This is a genomic window from Labrys okinawensis (assembly GCF_047345005.1).
GTDB lineage: Bacteria > Pseudomonadota > Alphaproteobacteria > Rhizobiales > Labraceae > Labrys > Labrys okinawensis.
The window spans coordinates 3,641,474-3,658,502 of the sequence record NZ_CP178864.1 but is presented as its reverse complement, the minus strand read 5'-3'; the positions used below and the strand labels follow the sequence as shown (position 1 = coordinate 3,658,502).

Below are 17,029 nucleotides of genomic sequence, written 5' to 3'. Positions count from 1 at the left end.
CCTGACAGGCAATTGTGCGTGATCAGCCGACGGAGCCATCTCTCGCCATGGCATCGAACGCCTCGCGCGTGCGCTTGATCGCAGGCATTTCCGCATCAGCCCAGTCGATCAGGCCGCGCATCGGCGCCTGCAGCGAGCGGCCGCGCTCGGTCAGGCGGTATTCGACGCTCGGCGGCGTGGTGGGAAACACGGTGCGCTCGATCAGCCCATCGCGCTGCAGGCTGCGCAGCGTCTCGGTGAGCATGCGCTGGGAGATATCATCGACAGCACGACGAAGCTCGCCGAAGCGGTGCGGGCGCTGCGCCAGTGTCATGATCAGGAGGTAGCTCCATTTATCCCCGATTCGATCGAGTATATCGCGAATGGCGCATTCGGGACGCGCGCGCTTGCCGCGGGCCAGCCTGATCGGCTCCGCCACAGGCATGAGACGGGCCAGAGCCGTTTCCCGTGCAGACATATCTACTCTCACTCTTGATGCTGGTCTTCATTCGAGACTAGCATACTGCCACACCACAAGCGATGTCCCGGGCGGGTCTCCTGGACAGAAACACAGAAGCAGCGATTTCACGCCCATCTACCGGATGGACCTGAACACCTGCCAAGGTGGATGATGACCGTGAATGAGGATTGAAATGGAATATCGTCAATTGGGTAGTTCGGGCTTCGAGGTGCCGGTGCTGAGCCTCGGCACCGGCACGTTCGGTGGCGGCAATGCCTTCTTCAAGGCCTGGGGCAATACGGATGCCGGCGGGGCGCGGCATCTCATCGACATCTGCATTGATGCCGGCGTCACCATGTTCGACAGCGCTGACGTGTATTCCAACGGCCTTGCGGAAGAGGTGCTGGGCAAGGCGATCGCCGGCCGGCGCGACAAGGTGCTGATTTCCACCAAGGCTACCTTCCGCTCCGGCGACGGGCCCAACGATGTCGGCTCCTCGCGCTTCCACCTTACCCAGACGATCGAGAAGTCGCTGAAGCGCCTTGGCACCGACTATATCGATCTCTTCCAACTCCACGGCTTCGACGCAATGACGCCTGTGGACGAGGTGCTCTATACGCTCGATACGCTCATCCGTGCAGGCAAGATCCGCTATATCGGCGTTTCCAATTTCTCGGGCTGGCACCTGCAGAAATCGCTCGACACTTCCGACCGTTACGGCCTGCCGCGCTATGTCGCCCACCAGGCCTACTATTCACTTGTCGGCCGCGACTATGAATGGGAGCTGATGCCGCTCGGCCTTGACCAGGGGGTCTCGGCGGTGGTGTGGAGCCCGCTCGGCTGGGGCCGCCTCACCGGCAAGCTGCGCCGCGGCGCGCCGCTGCCGGAGCGCAGCCGCCTGCACACGACGGCGGAGAACGGCCCGCCCGTGCCGGACGAGTTGCTCTATCGCGTGGTCGATGCGCTTGATGCCGTCGCTGCCGAGACCGGCAAGAGCGTGCCGCAGATCGCCCTGAACTGGCTGCTGCACCGCCCGACCGTGGCGACCATCATCATCGGCGCCCGTGACGAGGCACAACTTCGCGAGAATCTCGGCGCTGTCGGCTGGTCCCTCACGCCGGAGCAGATCGCCAAGCTGGACGAAGCCAGCACGGTCACCCTGCCCTATCCCTATTGGCACCAGCGCGGCTTCACCGAACGCAATCCGGCACCGGTGTGATCAACTCCTGCCCTTGTCAAACAAAGGCAGCCTGACACTCACGCGGGCGCCCCGACCGGGGGCGTCCGAAATCTCAACCGTGCCGTCATGCGCTTCGGCCAGCGTGCGGACGATGGACAGCCCCAGACCTGCCCCACCGGTGCCGCGGCTACGCGAGCTTTCGAGCCGGCTGAACGGCTCCAGCAGGATCTCGCGTTGATCGGGCGGAATGCCCGGCCCTTCGTCATCGACAACAAGGACAATCGCTTCGCCGTCGCGCAAGGTCTGTACTTGCGCCGCCTGGCCATACTTCAGAGCGTTGTCTGTGACATTGGCGACAATCCGGCGCAAGGCCAGCCTGTCGCCAAGCACATTGGCGCCCCCTGCGCCGGTCGCCGGTGTGAAAACGATGCGCGCATCGGAGGCCTGTCGATCCGCGACCTCGGCGCGAACGATCTCCTGGAAGTCGACGATCTCCTGGGAGAGTTCGCCCGCTCCTGCCCGGCTCGAAAGAAGTGCATCGTCAAGCAGGCGCACCATGTCGTCGATATCGGCGATGGCTCGTTGGCGCTCCATCTCCTCGGGTATGAAATCCGCCCGCAGGCGCAGTCGCGTCGCAAAGGTACGCACGTCGTGGGAAATGCCGCCGATCAGCGCCATGCGCGCGCGCATCATGCCGGAGAGGCGCCCCTGCAGCCGGTTGAAGGCATTGATGACGGCGCGAATCTCCGGGGCGCTGCGCCTAGGCTGCGGCAAGGGCACGGGCGCGTTGGAAAGATCGACCCGATCGACGGCGGCGGCCAGGCGCACCAGCGGTTTTGTCTCGCGCTGCATCACCAGAAGCGCCAGCAAGGCGATCACCGTGCCCACCAGGCCGGCGAAGAACCCGACCGGCAGGCCGAAGCGGTTCACTGCAACCGGACTTCTCGTGTCGATTACCAGGCTCTGGCCGGTCCTCAGGCCGATGCGGAATTCCAGGCCGTTATTGGCCAATGCGGCCAGCCGGCGCAAGCGGTGGCCAAAGGAAAGATCGGGCGAGATCGTCATCGTCAACGGACGCCCGCCGAGGACCTGCTCATAGGGCCTGCGCTCGCTGATATCGACGAGGGGAAGGATGGTCTCGGCGTCGCTGCCGGCGGAGACCAGCCTGGGCTCGAAGGCTGCGGTGGTCGCAGCCGTCAGAATCAGAGGCGTCAGCCGGCTATCTGCGCCCTCCAGCAATTCCACCAGCGCTGCAATACGCGCCGGCGGCGGCCGCGCGCTCTCCATGTCGCCGCCGCGCGCCCAGTAATGGCTCGCCAGCAACACGATCCAGACCGCGATCAAGCCGACCAGGATGATCAACGCCATACGCGTCGCCAGGGTAAGGCGCAGCATCATTGGATCTGCTTGACCGGCGCGGTGAAGAGGTAGCCGCCGTTGCGGATGGTGGAAAACAGGTTGGAGCCGGGGCTCGCCGCCTCAAGCTTCTTGCGCAGGCGCGAGACCAGCATGTCGACGGTGCGGTCGAAGGGATCGGCCGAGCGCCCCCGCGTCCAGTCGAGGATCTGCTCGCGACTCAGTACCCGGCGCGGGCGCTGGATGAAGCAGGCGAGCAGGTCGAATTCGGCGCTGGTCAGAGCGATGGGGCTACCCTCGTTCTCGACCTCGTGGAAGCTTCGTGCATCGATGTCGAGAATGAAACGGTCGAAGGCATAGCGGCGGCTGGCGACCTGGGGCTGACTGATCTGTACCCGGCGCAGGATCGCCCGGATGCGGGCCAGGAGTTCGCGTGGGCCGAAGGGTTTGGCGAGATAATCGTCCGCGCCCATTTCGAGGCCCACCACCCGGTCGATCTCATCGCTCTTGGCGGTGAGCATGAGGATGGGGATGGTATTCGCAGCCCTGAGGCGGCGGCAGATCGACAGGCCATCCTCGCCCGGCAACATCAGGTCGAGCACGATCAGGTCGGGGCGCTCGCGCTGCAGCACCATATCCATCGCCCGGCCATCCCCGGCTACCTCGACTGCGAAGCCCTCGCGGCGCAGAAAGTCCGCCACCAGGCGGCTGATTTCCGGGTCGTCCTCAACGATGAGAACAAGGTTCGTTGCGTCCTTCATCGCGACAGTCTTCAACAGAGCCGACCAGCCAGCAAGACAGCGACGCCCGTTTTTACAAATCGTTACACGCGGGCGATCAATCGATAACAAAAGTTGTGTAGCGGTGAAACTGCATCGACATATCCACCGCAACCTCTCCTGGTTCCCGGCGCCCAGCGCCCTTCCCTGAACAAGGAGAGAGTTCATGACGAGGCTTATCGCCATTCCTGCCCTTGCCGCCATCCTGTCCGTCGCCGCCATCGCGGACGCCAATGCCGGTTCCTGGAGCCGCTCGCATTCCGTCACCGGCCCGCGTGGCACCACGAGCTGGGGCAGTTCGGGCAGTTGCGCCGGCGGCTCCTGCTCCTGGCAAGGGGGAGGCACGGGCTTCCGCGGCAACAGCTGGAGCCGGCAGGGCCAGGCCGCCTGCGGAGGCGGCACCTGCAATTGGAACGGCGAGTTCACCGGCCCGCGCGGCAACACCCACACCTATGGTGGCTCCTCATATTACTGAAGCCCGGCCGGCACGGATCTCGTTCCGGGCCGGCTTTCTCACGCGCAGCCTATTGTTGCCCGAGTAACCCGATGTTGGCTCATATCTTCGGCCTGGAAGTCCGCCTGATCATTCTGGCCACCGCTGTCGGTTTCATGGTGCTGGAATATGCCCTCGGCCGGCTTGTCCATCACGAGACCCATGATCTGAAGGAGAGCGCCGCCACACTGGGCGTCGCATTGGGGCACAATCTCATGCGGAGCATCGAGGCCGTGGTCGTCGCGATGCCCTTCGTCTTCGTCTACGAGCACCGCCTGTTCGACTTCGAGCAGACCAGCCCGCTCGCCCTGGCTGCGCTCTTCATAGGCAGTGAATTCCTCTATTACTGGCATCATCGCGCCTCCCACCGCATCCGTTGGATGTGGGCCACGCATAGCGTGCATCACTCGGCCACGAAACTGAACCTGACGGCCGCGATCCGCCTGGGCTGGACCGGCAACATTTCCGGCAATTTCCTGTTCTTCCTGCCACTGGCCTTGCTCGGCTTTCATCCCCTCGCCATCGTGGCCATGCTGGGGCTGAACCTGATGTACCAATTCTTCATTCACACGGAGCTGTCGCCGAGGCTCGGTGCCCTGGAATGGGTATTGAACACGCCGACCCATCATCGCGTGCATCACGCCTGCAACCGCTCCTGTCTCGACAAGAACTACGGCGGCATCCTGATCGTCTTCGACCGGCTGTTCGGCACATTCGCCGAGGCCCCGAAGGACCAGCCGCTTCACTATGGTCTCCTTGGGGTTCCCCCGAGCCTGAACCCGCTGCGCATCGCTCTCGGTCAATGGGCCGCGGTGTTCGGAGATTTTTACAGAAGCGCCTCATGGCCGGAACGCTGGCGAGCCCTCTTTGCTCCGCCTGGCGCCCCACATTCGCGCAAGCCGCGCCGCGACGTAACCGCTTCCTTTTTCAACCACCCGCCTCGCCTGTCTGGAGAATGACATGAACGGATATCTCACCCGCAGCCTGACCGTCGCCGGCCTCGCCCTCGGCGCCCTGGTTCTGCTGCTGCCGGCAACCGCCTTTCCGCAGATGTCACCGGAAATGAAAAGTCAGGCGCGTACCATGCTCAAGCCCTGCCTGCCGGACTACCGCAAGTTCTGCAGCAATGTGGAAAAGGGCAATGGCCGCATCGTGCAGTGCCTGATCAGCCACAAGGACGAACTCAGCGCTGCCTGCAAGCAGGGCATGATCAGCGTGAAAGCGCTTCAGAACAAGCAGGACGGCCAATAAGCTGTCGGCCTAGGCCCCGGCGGGCGCGGCGTCTATGACGCGGAACTGCACGCGTTCTCGCCCGCCATAGCGGTCGACGCTGAGCGTGCCGGCCACATGGATCGCCTTGCCGCGCTGGCCGATGAGGGCATCGCCAAGGGGTTGGCCGATAGCGCGAAAGGCGATCGCGTCCACCAGGGCGCCGTCATGGCCTTTGAGGCGCATGCGAAGGTGGCTCTCGCCCACCGCATCGGCGAAGGCAAGCTCGTGGGCCGGCAACGCCAGGATCGGCTCCGGATTGCCCTGGCCGTAGGGGCCGGCGCGTTCGAGCATCTCGACGAGGCCGGTGGTGGCACCGCCGGCCGAGAGCGCCCCATCGATCTCGAGCGCGGCACTGGCGCGCGCCGCCTCGACACCGGCGGCGAGTTCTGCTTCCAGGAAAGCGCGGAAGGCACCGAGCTCGGCCTGGGCCAGGGTCACGCCCGCCGCCATCGCGTGGCCGCCGCCCTTGGAGAGAAGGCCGCGCTCGACGGCGAGACGAACGGCGCGGCCAAGATCGACACCGCCGATGGAGCGGCCTGAGCCGGTGCCGACGCCCTCCTTGTTGAATGCAATGGCAAAGGCCGGGCGGCCGAAACGCTCCTTGAGGCGCGCTGCGACCAGCCCGACGACACCGGGATGCCAGTTGCTCGAAGCCGTGACCACGGTCGCGCCCTTCTCCTCCAGCCCGAGAGAGGCAACGGCCTCGTTGAGTGCCTCCTCGAGCATGATCGCCTCGACCGTCTGCCGTTCGCGGTTGAGACGATCGAGGGTCGCGGCGATCGACGCGGCCTCCTGCTCGTCTTCCGTCAGCAGCAGCCGCGCGCCCAATGCCGCATCGCCGATGCGCCCGCCGGCATTGATACGGGGACCGAGCAGGAAGCCGAGATGATAGGGCCTCGGCGGCCCGTCCAGCCGCGCCATGTCCATCAGGGCCCTGAGACCCGCCCTCTGGCGCTGGCGCATCACGGCTAGGCCGCGCGCCACGAAGGCCCGGTTGAGCCCCTTGAGCGGCACGACATCGGCCACCGTGCCGAGAGCGACCAGATCGAGCCGTGACAGGAGATCCGGCTCCGGGCGCGCGGTGGTCCACCAACCGCGCCGCCTCAGCGTGCGGCTCGTGGCGACGATGAGAAGAAACGTCACGCCGCAGGCGCACAGATGCCCCTGGCCGGAGAGGTCGTCGAGACGGTTGGGATTGACCACGGCCACCGCAGGAGGAAGTGTCTCTCCAGCCTGGTGATGATCGACGACCAGCGTCTGAAAGCCCATCTCCGCCGCGTTGCCGAGCACCTCGACGCTCGTGGTGCCGCAATCGACGGTCACAAGAAGGCTGGCGCCGTCGGCCCACAATAGGCGTATCGCCTCCTCGTTGGGGCCATAGCCCTCATAGATGCGGTCGGGAATATGGATGCGTGGGGCCAGCCCCGATTCGCGCAGCCAGCCGGCCAGCAGTGCCGAGGATGTTGCACCGTCGACGTCGTAGTCCCCGAAGATGGCGATTTTCTCCTGCCGCATCACCGCATCGGCGAGCCTGTCGGCCGCCGCGTCCATATCGGTCAGGCGTGAGGGATCGGGCATGTAGTGGCGCACCGTCGGCGCCAGAAAGGCCTCCGCCTCCTCCGGCGTCACGCCCCGCCCCGCGAGGACGCGCGCGAGGAGATCAGGTTGGCCGGCACGCTGCGCCAGCGCCACCGCCTGCATCTGGCCGTGGCTGTCGAGGCGCTCGCGCCAAGCCTTCCCCGTGAAGGAGGATTGCACGTCCAGAAAAAAACGCGCTGAAGTTGAAGCTGCTTGCATGGTCGAAGCATATCGGCGCTCAACACTGCTTCGCCACAGATTTTCTGCCGGATTGCGCAGCAATTTTGTCTACCTTCCTTGACGTCGCCTCACAATCTGCCATTAACCGCCTCAGAGTGGTCACGCGGTTTCGGGCGACATCCATGACAGCAAAGGCGCCTGCCTCCGGATCCCGCCTTTCGCCCGGCCTGGCCCTTGCAGCGCTCGGCGTCGTGTATGGCGATATCGGCACCAGCCCGCTGTATGCCCTGCAGACAGCCATCGGTTCCAGCGGCCCGGGCGGAGCAACGCAGTCCTGGATCGTGATGGGCGTGGTCTCGCTGATTTTCTGGGCGCTGATCCTCATTGTTTCCCTGAAATACGCCATCCTGATCTTGCGCGCCGACAACCGAGGCGAAGGCGGCATCGTGGCCCTGCTCGCCATTCTTGAAGGCAGCGGGCGGCGCAAGGCGGGTCAGAGCACTATCCTCCTGGTGGTGGGCCTGGTCGGCGCTGCCCTGCTGTACGGCGACGGTGCGATCACGCCCGCGATCTCCGTGCTCTCCGCCATCGAGGGGCTGGAGGTGGCCGCGCCCTCGCTGGTGAAGATCGTGGTACCGCTCACGGTTGTCATCCTGCTCGCCCTCTTCCTGATGCAGCGCTATGGCACGGGCCTGATCGGGCGCCTGTTCGGACCGATCATGCTGCTCTGGTTCATCGCCATCGGTTTGCTGGGGGCTTTCGCCACCGCCCGCGATCCCGCGATCCTGATGGCGCTCAACCCCTTCGTCGCCCTGCATTTCCTGCTGAACGCCAATCCAGCCGTCAGCTTCGCCGTGCTCGGCGCCGCCTTTCTGGCGGTCACCGGCGGCGAGGCGATGTATGCCGATATGGGCCATTTCGGCCGCAATCCCATTCGTTTCGCCTGGTTTGTCGTTGCCCTGCCGGCCCTGGCGCTGAACTATCTGGGGCAAGGCGCCCTGCTGCTCAGCGATCCGAGCGCGGCCAACAATCCGTTCTACAACCTGGTGCCGGCCTGGCTGCACTTCCCCATCATCATCTTCGCCACGGCCGCGACGGTGATCGCGAGCCAGGCCATCATTTCCGGCGCCTTCTCGCTCGCCCGCCAGTCCATGCAGCTCGGCCTCCTGCCGCGCCTTACCATCAAGCAGACGGCGCATGACGAATTCGGCCAGATCTATGTGCCCACCGTCAACTGGCTGCTCTGCATCGGTACCATCGTGGCTGTCGTCGGCTTCGGCTCTTCGGCGGCCCTGGCCGGCGCCTACGGTATCGCAGTGTCGCTTCTGATGGCCATCACGACGCTGCTGGCGGCGCTGGTAGCACGGCAGTGGGGCTACAACCTCTTCCTCGTCATCCTGGTCAACGGCGCCTTCTTCATCGTCGATGTGATCTTTGTCGCGGCCAATGGCATCAAGCTGTTCGAGGGCGGCTGGTATCCGCTGCTGCTGGCCGTCACAGTCGCCATGCTGATGCTGACCTGGCGGCGTGGCCAGATCCTCGCCGAAAACGCCCGCAAGCATCTGCGCGTCGAGGAGACGACCTTCTTCAACACGATGGAGGCCGAAAGGCCGGTCCGGCTACCCGGCGTAGCGGCTTTCCTGAGTTCCGCATCGTCCGGCATGCCGCTCTCGCTCAGCATCTTCCTGCGCCACACCCACGCCATTCCCGAACGGGTCATGCTGGTGACGGTCGAGAGTGCAGAGATCCCCCGCATCAAGGAGGAAGATCGGGTAGAGATCATCCCGCTGCGACCGGACTTCCAGCGCGTCATCCTGCATTTCGGCTTCATGGAGGAACCGGATGTGGTGCGTGGCTTGCGTCTGGCGCTGCAGCGCGGCCTGATCCCGGAAGTCGACCTCGCCAGGATGTCTTTCTATATCGGCAGCGAGACCGTGATACCGGCCAAGAAGCTCCCGGGCATGGCCTTCTGGCGCGAGGTGCTCTACGCCATGCTCCAGCGCAACGCAGAACGCTCGGCCTCCTATTTCCGCATCCCGGCCACGCAGGTGGTGCAGCTCGGCGCCGAGATCGAAATCTGACACTGCTTGCCGTTATGGGTTTGTCGACGGCGTGGCCCCGACTATCGTCGGCCGGCGACTTTTCCGAGGACAGGGGGCGGGCATTCATGAAACTTGGTTTTATCGGGACGGGGGCGCTCACCTCCGCGGTGGTCTCCGGGCTCAAATCCCACACCGACAATTCCGTGCCGGTGCTCCTGTCGCCCCGCAACCAGGAAATTGCCGACGATCTCGCCTCCCGCTATGCGGATGTACGGGTTGCCACCGACAATCAGGCGGTGCTCGACGCGTGTGACACCATCATGGTCGCTGTCCGGCCTCAGGTCGCACGCGAGATACTCTCGGCCTTGCGTTTTCGTCCCGATCATCACGTCGTCAGCCTGATCGCCACCTTGTCCCGTGAGGACATTGCAGGCCTCGCCTCCCCTGCGGCGCGGGTGACGAAGGCGTTGCCCATGCCCATGATCGCCCGGAGACAGGGCGCGACGCTGATCTACCCGTCCGATCCGGACATGGCGGATTTTTTCGGGCGATTGGGAAAAGTGATTGCGACTGACGATGCCGATGAATTCAACGCCCTTAGCGTGGTCACCGCGACCTTTGCTGCCTACTTCAAATATCTCGATACCGTTTATGGCTGGCTGAAGGACCACGGCGTCGCCGATGCGAAGGCGAATGATTATATCGCTACAATCTACAAGGCGCTGGCGCACGCGCCGGACGCGACGTCGGATCCAGGCTTCATGCACCTCGCCGAAGAATATGCGACGCGTGGCGGCATCAATGAACAGGTCCTGCGCGAACTGACGGCCCGGGGCATGTTCGATGCTTTCGCGGAGAGCCTGGGCAGTGTGCATCTGCGTATCCTGGCGTCCCAATCGTGAGGCAGGCCAACCAGCCTGTGGGGATCAGGTGAGCTCCTGCCGCAACAGGGCTTCCAGCTTCTGTCTGAAGGCAGTTTCGTCCAGGCTGAAGGCTTGGTCGTAGTCTCCCCGGCCACCGACGATCCAATGGTAGTCCAGGCCGATATGCCGGCTCACCCACAAATAGGTACTCTTGGTGAAATTCTCGGGGAAGATCTCAAGCATCTTCGTGCCCGGCCGGCAAAAAGCCAGATTACCGAGCCCGGCGCCATGAACGCCGATTACGATATCGGCCTCGCTGAAGGACCGAACCTGCTCGGCTTGATTGTCGGCCCGTGCCTCGAAGCGCTCGAAACCATGTGCCTTCGCGATCTCGAAAAGGGCATCCTCGTTGAGGAGGCGCCGGATCTTGCTGCCGCCGCGCGAGAAGAAAAGCCGGCGACTGCCGCCGCGCGGCACCCCGTAATGTTCGCGGAAAATCTCTGCAAGGCGATGCACGGGAGCGGCATCCGCGAAGTTCCATTCGGCGTTGCCGGCCTCGAAGGACAGCCACAGGGCCTCTCCCACCGGCACCTTCGCATCCTCAGCCAGTTCAATCGTGCGCAGCCCCGGATAAGCCTTCTCCAGCAGCGCGCAGGCCTGTCTCAGGATCGCCAGCCGTGCGGGCGTGCACACCAGGGTGAGCGGCATGCCTCTGGGATGCAGTCTTTCCAGATAATCCACCAGCGGCACGAGGTCGTGAAACAGCGCGTGGTAGTAATTGTCCGTGCGGGCAAGGAAATGGCAGCGCCCGGCGACCGGCAGGTCCTGGCGCAGCGTTTTCGCCTTGGCGAAGTTCCAATTGGCTGTTCCCTCCTGCGACATGACCACGGCCTGATGCTGCGGGGCCATGATCAGGCCGACATGGCCCAGCATTTCCGCATCACGAATCGTCACCGCGATCTGGCGCGCCTTGGCGGAGGGCTCGCCCGCCCAGTCGCCCGCCAGCGTGTCGTAAGGCCAGCATTTATCGCGGACGAACGCCGTCTCCTCCGGGGTAAACAGGGTTGGGAGGTCGAAGGATCTGTCTTCCAGGACTCGCGTTGCCACCCTGGTGGGGTGAACAGCCCGGGGATAGAAGGAAAAGCGGCGGCGCAGAACGCCTATTTTGCCTATGGTGGCGTGGGTCGCCTGCCAGCGCCAATAGCGGATGTTAAAACGCTTGCGAAATCCGGATTTGACGCGCGCCATTTCTGCCAATTGATTGCCATTGAGTAGCCAAGCGGCTATAGCCGCGCAATTACCCTCTGTCTATCGAGTCAAACCTTGAAAGCTATCATTCTCGCCGGCGGCATGGGCACGCGCATTTCGGAAGAATCGCATCTGCGCCCCAAGCCCATGATCGAAATCGGCGGCCGCCCGATCCTGTGGCATATCATGAAGATCTACAGCTATCACGGCATCAACGACTTCGTGATCTGCCTCGGCTACAAGGGCTACATGATCAAGGAGTATTTCTCGAACTACTTCCTGCACAATGCGGATGTGACCATCGACGCAGAGAAGAACGAGATTACCTATCACAATCCGAAGGCCGAGCCCTGGCGCGTGACCATGGTCGATACGGGCGAGGCCAGTATGACAGGCGGGCGCCTCAAGCGCGTTGCCTCGTTTCTCACCCCCGGGGAGCCCTTTTGCTTCACCTATGGCGACTGCGTCGGCAATATCGACATCACCGCCCAGATCGCATTCCACAAGGAGCATGGCAAGCGCGCGACCCTGACCGGCGTGGTACCGCCGGGTCGCTACGGCTCCATCACCCTGGACGGCAATCGCATCACCAGCTTCGTCGAGAAGCCGCCGGGCGACAACACGCTGATCAATGGCGGCTTCTTCGTGCTCGACCCAAGCGTGACGGACCTCATCGCCGGCGATTCAATACCGTGGGAGGCCGCGCCTTTGGAAACGCTGGCCCGTAATGACGAGTTGATGGCCTGGCGTCACGAAGGCTTCTGGCATCCAATGGATACGTTGCGCGACAAGAACCATCTGGAGCAGCTCTGGGCACAGGGCAAGGCCCCCTGGAAGGTGTGGGCGTGAGCGGCGCGCTGCCAAAGGCTGAATTCTGGCGTGGCAGGAAGGTCCTCCTCACGGGCCATACCGGCTTCAAGGGAGGTTGGGCCGCCCTCTGGCTGCACAGACTTGGTGCCGAAGTCACAGGCTTTGCCCTGCCGCCGGAAGTGGACCAGCCCTTCTTCCGGACCACCGGCGTCGAACGCAGCATCCGCTCGGTGTTCGGAGACCTGCGAGACCTGGCCGCCGTCAAGCGCGTCGTCGCCGAGACGCGGCCTGACATCGTGCTGCACCTGGCGGCGCAGGCCCTGGTGCGCCGCTCCCTCGCCGACCCGATCGAGACCTTCGCCTCCAATGTGATGGGCACCGCTCATCTGCTGGAGGCCCTGCGCGGCAGCGAGGGGCTAAAGGGCATCCTGGCCGTGACGTCGGACAAGGTCTATCTCAACGAGGAGAAGGGCGCCGCGTTCATCGAGGGCGACAAGCTCGGCGGCAAGGACCCCTACTCCGCGTCCAAGGCGGCTTCCGAGATCGTCGCTTATTCCTATGCGCGCTCTTTCTTCGACAAGGCCGGCGTACCGCTCGCCACGGCCCGTGGGGGCAATGTCATTGGCGGCGGCGATCATTCGGCCGACCGTCTCGTGCCAGATATCGTGCGCGCCGTGCGCAGCGACAGGACGCTCGAACTGCGCCATCCCGAGGCGACGCGTCCCTGGCAGCATGTGCTCGACTGCGTGAACGGCTATCTTGTCTACGCCGAGGCGCTCGTGGATGGACCGGATATGCCACGCGCCCTTAATTTCGGGCCGGATCCCAACCACCCCCTGCCCGTCGCCGCCGTGGCCGATGCCGTCTTTGCGGCCCTCGGCCGCAAGCCCGACTGGGCGCACAGGCCCGTTCCCGGCTCCATCGAGATGAAGGCGCTCACCGTCGATTCCAACGAAGCGCGCCGCTTGCTCGGCTGGCAGGACCTGCTCGCCGGACAACCCAGCCTGGAATGGACGGCGCAGTGGTATGCTGCCGAGGCCGCGGGCCAGGACATGCATGCCTTCACTCTCGATCAAATCTCCCATTTCTCAATGCTCTGAGGCAATTGCCATGCCCCTCGTCCCCAATTGCCGTTTCTGCGCGACGCCCCTCACCACAACCTTGTGCGATCTCGGCTCCATGCCGCTCGCCAATGACTATCGCCTGCCGGACGATAAGAATCCCGAGCGTAGTTTTCCGCTGCACGCCCGCGTCTGCCCGAGCTGCCTGCTGGTGCAGGTCGACGATTCCGTGCCGCCGGATGCCATCTTCTCCGACTATGCGTATTTCTCCTCCTATTCGGACAGCTGGGTCGCTCACGCCAAGCGCTACGCCGAGGCGATGATCGGGCGCTTCCATCTCGGCCCGGATTCGCTGGTGGTGGAGATCGCCTCCAATGACGGCTACCTCCTGCAGCATTTCAAGGCGGCCGGCGTACCGGTGCTCGGGGTTGAACCGGCGGCGAATGTAGCCGAGACGGCGCGTGCCAAGGGCATCGATACCGAAGTCGCCTTCTTCGGCGTCGAGACGGCCAGGCGCCTGGTCGCCGAAGGCAAGCGGGCCGATCTTATGACGGCCAACAATGTGCTTGCCCACGTGCCCGATATCCGCGACTTCGTCGGTGGCTTTGCCACGCTCCTGAAGCCGGAGGGTGTCGTCACCTTCGAGTTCCCGCATGTGCTGAACCTGATCGAGAAGGTGCAGTTCGACACCATCTATCACGAGCACTTCTCCTATCTCTCGCTGGTTACAGTTGAGAAGGTGTTCGCTTCCGTAGGCCTCAAGGCTATCGATGTCGAGGAACTGCCGACGCATGGCGGTTCTCTCCGCCTTTATGCCGCGCCCGCCAGCTCCAGCCATCAGCCCTCGGCCCGTCTCGACGCCCTGCGCGCCAAGGAGCATGCCGCCGGTCTCGACACATTGGCCGGCTATGAGGGTTTCGCCGACAAGGTTGCCGAGGTCAAGCGCGGCTTCCTCGCCTTCCTGGCCGAGGCAAAGGCCACCAACAAGAAGATCGCCGCCTATGGCGCGGCGGCCAAGGGCAACACCTTCCTCAATTTCTGCGGCGCCACGCCGGCCGACATCGTCGCGGTGTTCGACCGTTCGCTTGCCAAGCAGGGCCGTCTTCTGCCCGGGAGCCAGATCCCGATCCACTCGCCGGACAAGATCAGCGAAATTGCGCCCGATTATCTCGTCATCCTGCCCTGGAACATCGCCGAGGAAGTGATGGAGCAGACCCGCCCGCTGATGCCGGCAGGCAGCCTGTTCGTCACCGCCGTGCCCCAAATCAAGATGATGCCGTGATCTTCACCGAAACCAAAATCCCCGGGTGTTTTCTGATCGAGCCCCAGCGGTGGCGCGACGACCGGGGGTTTTTTTCCCGTATCTACTGCCCCGACGAATTTGCCGCGGCGGGCATCGACTTCACTTTGGCGCAGAGCAACCTGTCGCGCAATGACAAGGCCTTCACCCTGCGCGGCATGCATTTCCAGGATCCGCCCCTCGCTGAAGCCAAGCTGGTGCAGGTAGCGCGCGGTGCCATCTTCGATGTCGCCGTCGACTTGCGCCCGGAAAGCCCGAGCTTCAGGCAATGGGTCGGCGTCGAGCTGACGGCCGAGAGGACCAACCAGTTCTATATTCCCGAAGGCTGCGCCCACGGCTTCCTGACGCTGACCGCCGACACCGACGTGCTCTACGGCATGGGGCGCAAATACGTGCCCGGCCATGCCCGCGGCTATCGCTATGACGATCCGGCCTTCGCCATTGACTGGCCGCACTCGCCGGCTTCCATCTCCCAAGCCGACCAGACCTGGCCGGCTTTCGCTGGATAGCACATGGCGAGATTGCCCAAGCCCAGAGACCATACGCCTCGTGGCCAGGGCATCACGCTCGCGGGGCGCCATTTCGTCATCAGGGGGCTCAGGCGTCACCCGTTCGGCGATTTCTATTACCGAGCGATGACGGCGAGCTGGCCGCGCTTCTTTCTTTCCGCGGCAGTTGTCTATCTCGGCGTTGCGGCGATCTTCGCGCTGGCCTTCTGGTGGCTCGCGCGCCTTGGCTACCCACCGGTCGCAAATGTCCCGACCGGCGGCTTTGTCGACCATTTCTATTTCTCGGTCGAGACTCTCGCCACCGTCGGCTATGGCGACATGCATCCGCAGACGCATTATGGCCACATCCTGGCGACGATCGAGATATTCATGGGAACGATGTCGATCGCCATCCTCACCGGCCTGGTGTTCGCGCGCTTCTCGCGTCCGCGGGCACAGATCCTCTTCACCCAGAAGCTGGTGGTCTCACGCTATGACCGCAAGCCGGTGCTGATGGCACGCTTTGCCAATGCCCGGCACAACCTCATCTCGGACGCCACCGCCAAGCTCTGGATGACACGGCTGGAGACCAATCAGGAGAGCGCCCGCTACCGGCGCTTTCACGCCCTCAAGCTCGATCGCAGCGAGAACCCCCTCTTTGCGCTGAGCTGGACGCTGATCCATGTCATCGACGAGACCAGCCTGCTCCACAATATGGACGCCGCTGCTCTGGAAGCCAGCGATGTGAACCTGATCGTCACCGTGCGTGGCCGCGACGAGACCTCCAATGACGATGTCCGTGCGCGCAAGATCTATGGGCATCAGGATATCGACTGGCATGCGAGTTTTGCCGACATTCTCACGCCGTCGGCCGACAACTCCATCATCATGGATTACTCGCGGTTCCACGACACCATCCCGCACAACCTGCTGACAAATGAAAACCGCCGGCCCGAGGAAACGGACCGGCGGCAGCTGTGAACGCGGTTCAGGCTCTGGCCTCAGCGGCAGACCTTGCGCGACGTCCAGACCCAATGACCGTGATGGCGGACCTTGGTCCGCACGATCTTGCAGTGGTGGTGATAGTGATGGTGATACATCCCCGCACCGACCGAAGCGGTGTCACGCACCGGAGCAGCCGAAGCCGAAACGGGAGCATAAGCAAGAGCGGCGAAGGACAGAGCTGCGGCAGCGAGAACAATCTTCTTCATGATATTGGCTTCCTTGAGGCGCTCCCCAGCGCTGCAGACAAACTAGCGACCGCCCATGAATGATTCTTGAACAGAATTGCTTAACGAGGGCTACGCGCGATCACGTAAATGTTATCGAACAGCATATCCCCCGAGAGCGATGAGATTGCCAAGTTTACGAAGGTACAATCTTCAATAGAAAATAATTATCAACCTTGGGGTAGGTCTCTTCAGGTACAAAGACCCTGGACGATCTTGCAATCGCTATCTTTGGCAGAGCACGCAGCCAGGGTAGCCCCCCGCGCTTCCCCATGGGTAGAGCATGTCTGACCGCATCAAGCGGCCGGGGCGCCGCAATGGGGTACCCGGTTCGCCTTGCTCAGGTACGGCCGAGGCGGCGGTTGTCTCAGTCGCTGTATACGATCACGGCCAGCACATGATCGGTGCGCGCCTCGGCCCCGTAGCCAGCGGCATGACGGCGATAGCGGATGGTAGTCTCGCGGGCTTCCTTGTGCGAAGGAAAGGCACCCTTCTTAAACAAGAGCCAAGACCAACAAGACAGCAAATGTACAAGGAGGTGGAGGGTTGCTGGCCAGAAATCAATTCTGGTGGGCGGTGACGGGCTCGAACCGCCGACCCTCTCGGTGTAAACGAGATGCTCTACCAACTGAGCTAACCGCCCGGGTGGCGCAAGGGCCACGGCGCCTGTCTATTGTGCTTGGGCCTGTTGCGCAAGGCAAAATAAAACGG

The 17,029-nt window shown here is 63.6% G+C and carries 18 protein-coding genes and 1 tRNA gene; 11 read left to right on the top strand and 8 right to left on the bottom strand.

Annotated elements, in window-relative coordinates; genetic code table 11:
• Positions 1-22: 22 nt before the first annotated feature.
• Positions 23-457, bottom strand: a complete 435-nt coding sequence (locus ACMDCR_RS17180; RefSeq protein ID WP_413987773.1) for a winged helix-turn-helix transcriptional regulator — start codon at positions 455-457, stop codon at positions 23-25.
• 175 nt (positions 458-632) lie between these two features.
• Here ACMDCR_RS17180 and ACMDCR_RS17175 point away from each other — a divergent pair, with 175 nt between their 5' ends.
• Positions 633-1,658: an aldo/keto reductase gene (locus ACMDCR_RS17175; protein ID WP_413987772.1), complete on the top strand. Its 1,026-nt coding sequence runs from the start codon at positions 633-635 to the stop codon at positions 1,656-1,658.
• On the opposite strand, the gene ACMDCR_RS17170 is transcribed toward ACMDCR_RS17175, so the two are convergent.
• Together ACMDCR_RS17170 and ACMDCR_RS17165 are read right to left on the bottom strand one after the other, a co-directional pair.
• A complete protein-coding gene (locus ACMDCR_RS17170) occupies positions 1,659-3,017 on the bottom strand; it encodes a sensor histidine kinase (protein ID WP_413987771.1) in 1,359 nt (452 codons plus the stop codon). It lies immediately after the preceding gene.
• Positions 3,014-3,736, bottom strand: coding sequence for a response regulator (locus ACMDCR_RS17165; protein WP_413987770.1), 723 nt, complete (start codon positions 3,734-3,736; stop codon positions 3,014-3,016). Before ACMDCR_RS17165 ends, ACMDCR_RS17170 begins: the two co-directional genes overlap by 4 nt.
• Positions 3,737-3,920: 184 nt before the next feature.
• Here ACMDCR_RS17165 and ACMDCR_RS17160 point away from each other — a divergent pair, with 184 nt between their 5' ends.
• The 3 genes from ACMDCR_RS17160 to ACMDCR_RS17150 all read left to right on the top strand — a co-directional run bounded on the left by ACMDCR_RS17160 (position 3,921) and on the right by ACMDCR_RS17150 (position 5,498).
• Positions 3,921-4,229, top strand: a complete 309-nt coding sequence (locus ACMDCR_RS17160) for a hypothetical protein (RefSeq protein WP_413987769.1) — start codon at positions 3,921-3,923, stop codon at positions 4,227-4,229.
• A gap of 71 nt (positions 4,230-4,300) precedes the next feature.
• Positions 4,301-5,206, top strand: coding sequence for a sterol desaturase family protein (locus ACMDCR_RS17155; protein ID WP_413987768.1), 906 nt, complete (start codon positions 4,301-4,303; stop codon positions 5,204-5,206).
• 1 nt (position 5,207) lies between these two features.
• Positions 5,208-5,498, top strand: a complete 291-nt coding sequence (locus tag ACMDCR_RS17150; protein WP_413987767.1) for a cysteine rich repeat-containing protein — start codon at positions 5,208-5,210, stop codon at positions 5,496-5,498.
• Positions 5,499-5,507: 9 nt separating this feature from the next.
• Here ACMDCR_RS17150 and recJ read toward each other — a convergent pair whose 3' ends face one another.
• On the bottom strand, positions 5,508-7,316 hold the full coding sequence (recJ, locus tag ACMDCR_RS17145; protein ID WP_413987766.1) for a single-stranded-DNA-specific exonuclease RecJ: 1,809 nt from the start codon (positions 7,314-7,316) through the stop codon (positions 5,508-5,510).
• Positions 7,317-7,459: 143 nt separating this feature from the next.
• On the opposite strand from recJ, the gene ACMDCR_RS17140 reads away from it, so the two are divergent.
• A complete protein-coding gene (locus ACMDCR_RS17140) occupies positions 7,460-9,358 on the top strand; it encodes a potassium transporter Kup (protein ID WP_413987765.1) in 1,899 nt (632 codons plus the stop codon).
• A gap of 86 nt (positions 9,359-9,444) precedes the next feature.
• Positions 9,445-10,221, top strand: coding sequence for a pyrroline-5-carboxylate reductase (locus ACMDCR_RS17135; protein ID WP_413987764.1), 777 nt, complete (start codon positions 9,445-9,447; stop codon positions 10,219-10,221).
• Positions 10,222-10,245: 24 nt separating this feature from the next.
• Here the strand turns inward: ACMDCR_RS17135 and ACMDCR_RS17130 are convergent, their stop codons facing one another.
• Positions 10,246-11,430 (bottom strand): glycosyltransferase family 61 protein, encoded by a 1,185-nt coding sequence (locus ACMDCR_RS17130; RefSeq protein WP_413987763.1) that lies wholly within the window; start codon positions 11,428-11,430, stop codon positions 10,246-10,248.
• Between the two features lie 75 nt (positions 11,431-11,505).
• Between ACMDCR_RS17130 and rfbF the strand changes: the two genes are divergently transcribed.
• Genes rfbF through ACMDCR_RS17105 form a run of 5 tightly spaced genes read left to right on the top strand, consistent with a single transcriptional unit; the run spans position 11,506 to position 16,070 of the window.
• A complete protein-coding gene (rfbF, locus tag ACMDCR_RS17125) occupies positions 11,506-12,279 on the top strand; it encodes a glucose-1-phosphate cytidylyltransferase (RefSeq protein WP_413987762.1) in 774 nt (257 codons plus the stop codon).
• Positions 12,276-13,340 (top strand): CDP-glucose 4,6-dehydratase, encoded by a 1,065-nt coding sequence (rfbG, locus tag ACMDCR_RS17120; protein ID WP_413987761.1) that lies wholly within the window; start codon positions 12,276-12,278, stop codon positions 13,338-13,340. The genes rfbF and rfbG overlap by 4 nt, the downstream gene beginning before the upstream one ends.
• 10 nt (positions 13,341-13,350) lie before the next feature.
• Complete coding sequence (locus tag ACMDCR_RS17115; protein WP_413987760.1) at positions 13,351-14,583, top strand: methyltransferase domain-containing protein; 1,233 nt, start codon at positions 13,351-13,353, stop codon at positions 14,581-14,583.
• Positions 14,580-15,110, top strand: a complete 531-nt coding sequence (gene rfbC, locus ACMDCR_RS17110; protein WP_413987759.1) for a dTDP-4-dehydrorhamnose 3,5-epimerase — start codon at positions 14,580-14,582, stop codon at positions 15,108-15,110. Before ACMDCR_RS17115 ends, rfbC begins: the two co-directional genes overlap by 4 nt.
• Positions 15,111-15,113: 3 nt before the next feature.
• Entirely contained in the window at positions 15,114-16,070 is a 957-nt protein-coding gene (locus tag ACMDCR_RS17105; protein WP_413987758.1) for an ion channel, read from the top strand.
• 20 nt (positions 16,071-16,090) lie between these two features.
• Here ACMDCR_RS17105 and ACMDCR_RS17100 read toward each other — a convergent pair whose 3' ends face one another.
• From ACMDCR_RS17100 to ACMDCR_RS17090, 3 genes are all read right to left on the bottom strand, one after another.
• A complete protein-coding gene (locus tag ACMDCR_RS17100) occupies positions 16,091-16,300 on the bottom strand; it encodes a hypothetical protein (RefSeq protein WP_413987757.1) in 210 nt (69 codons plus the stop codon).
• A gap of 385 nt (positions 16,301-16,685) precedes the next feature.
• Positions 16,686-16,820, bottom strand: coding sequence for a hypothetical protein (locus ACMDCR_RS17095; protein ID WP_413987756.1), 135 nt, complete (start codon positions 16,818-16,820; stop codon positions 16,686-16,688).
• Between the two features lie 65 nt (positions 16,821-16,885).
• Positions 16,886-16,961, bottom strand: a tRNA-Val gene (locus ACMDCR_RS17090).
• Positions 16,962-17,029 lie beyond the last annotated feature (68 nt).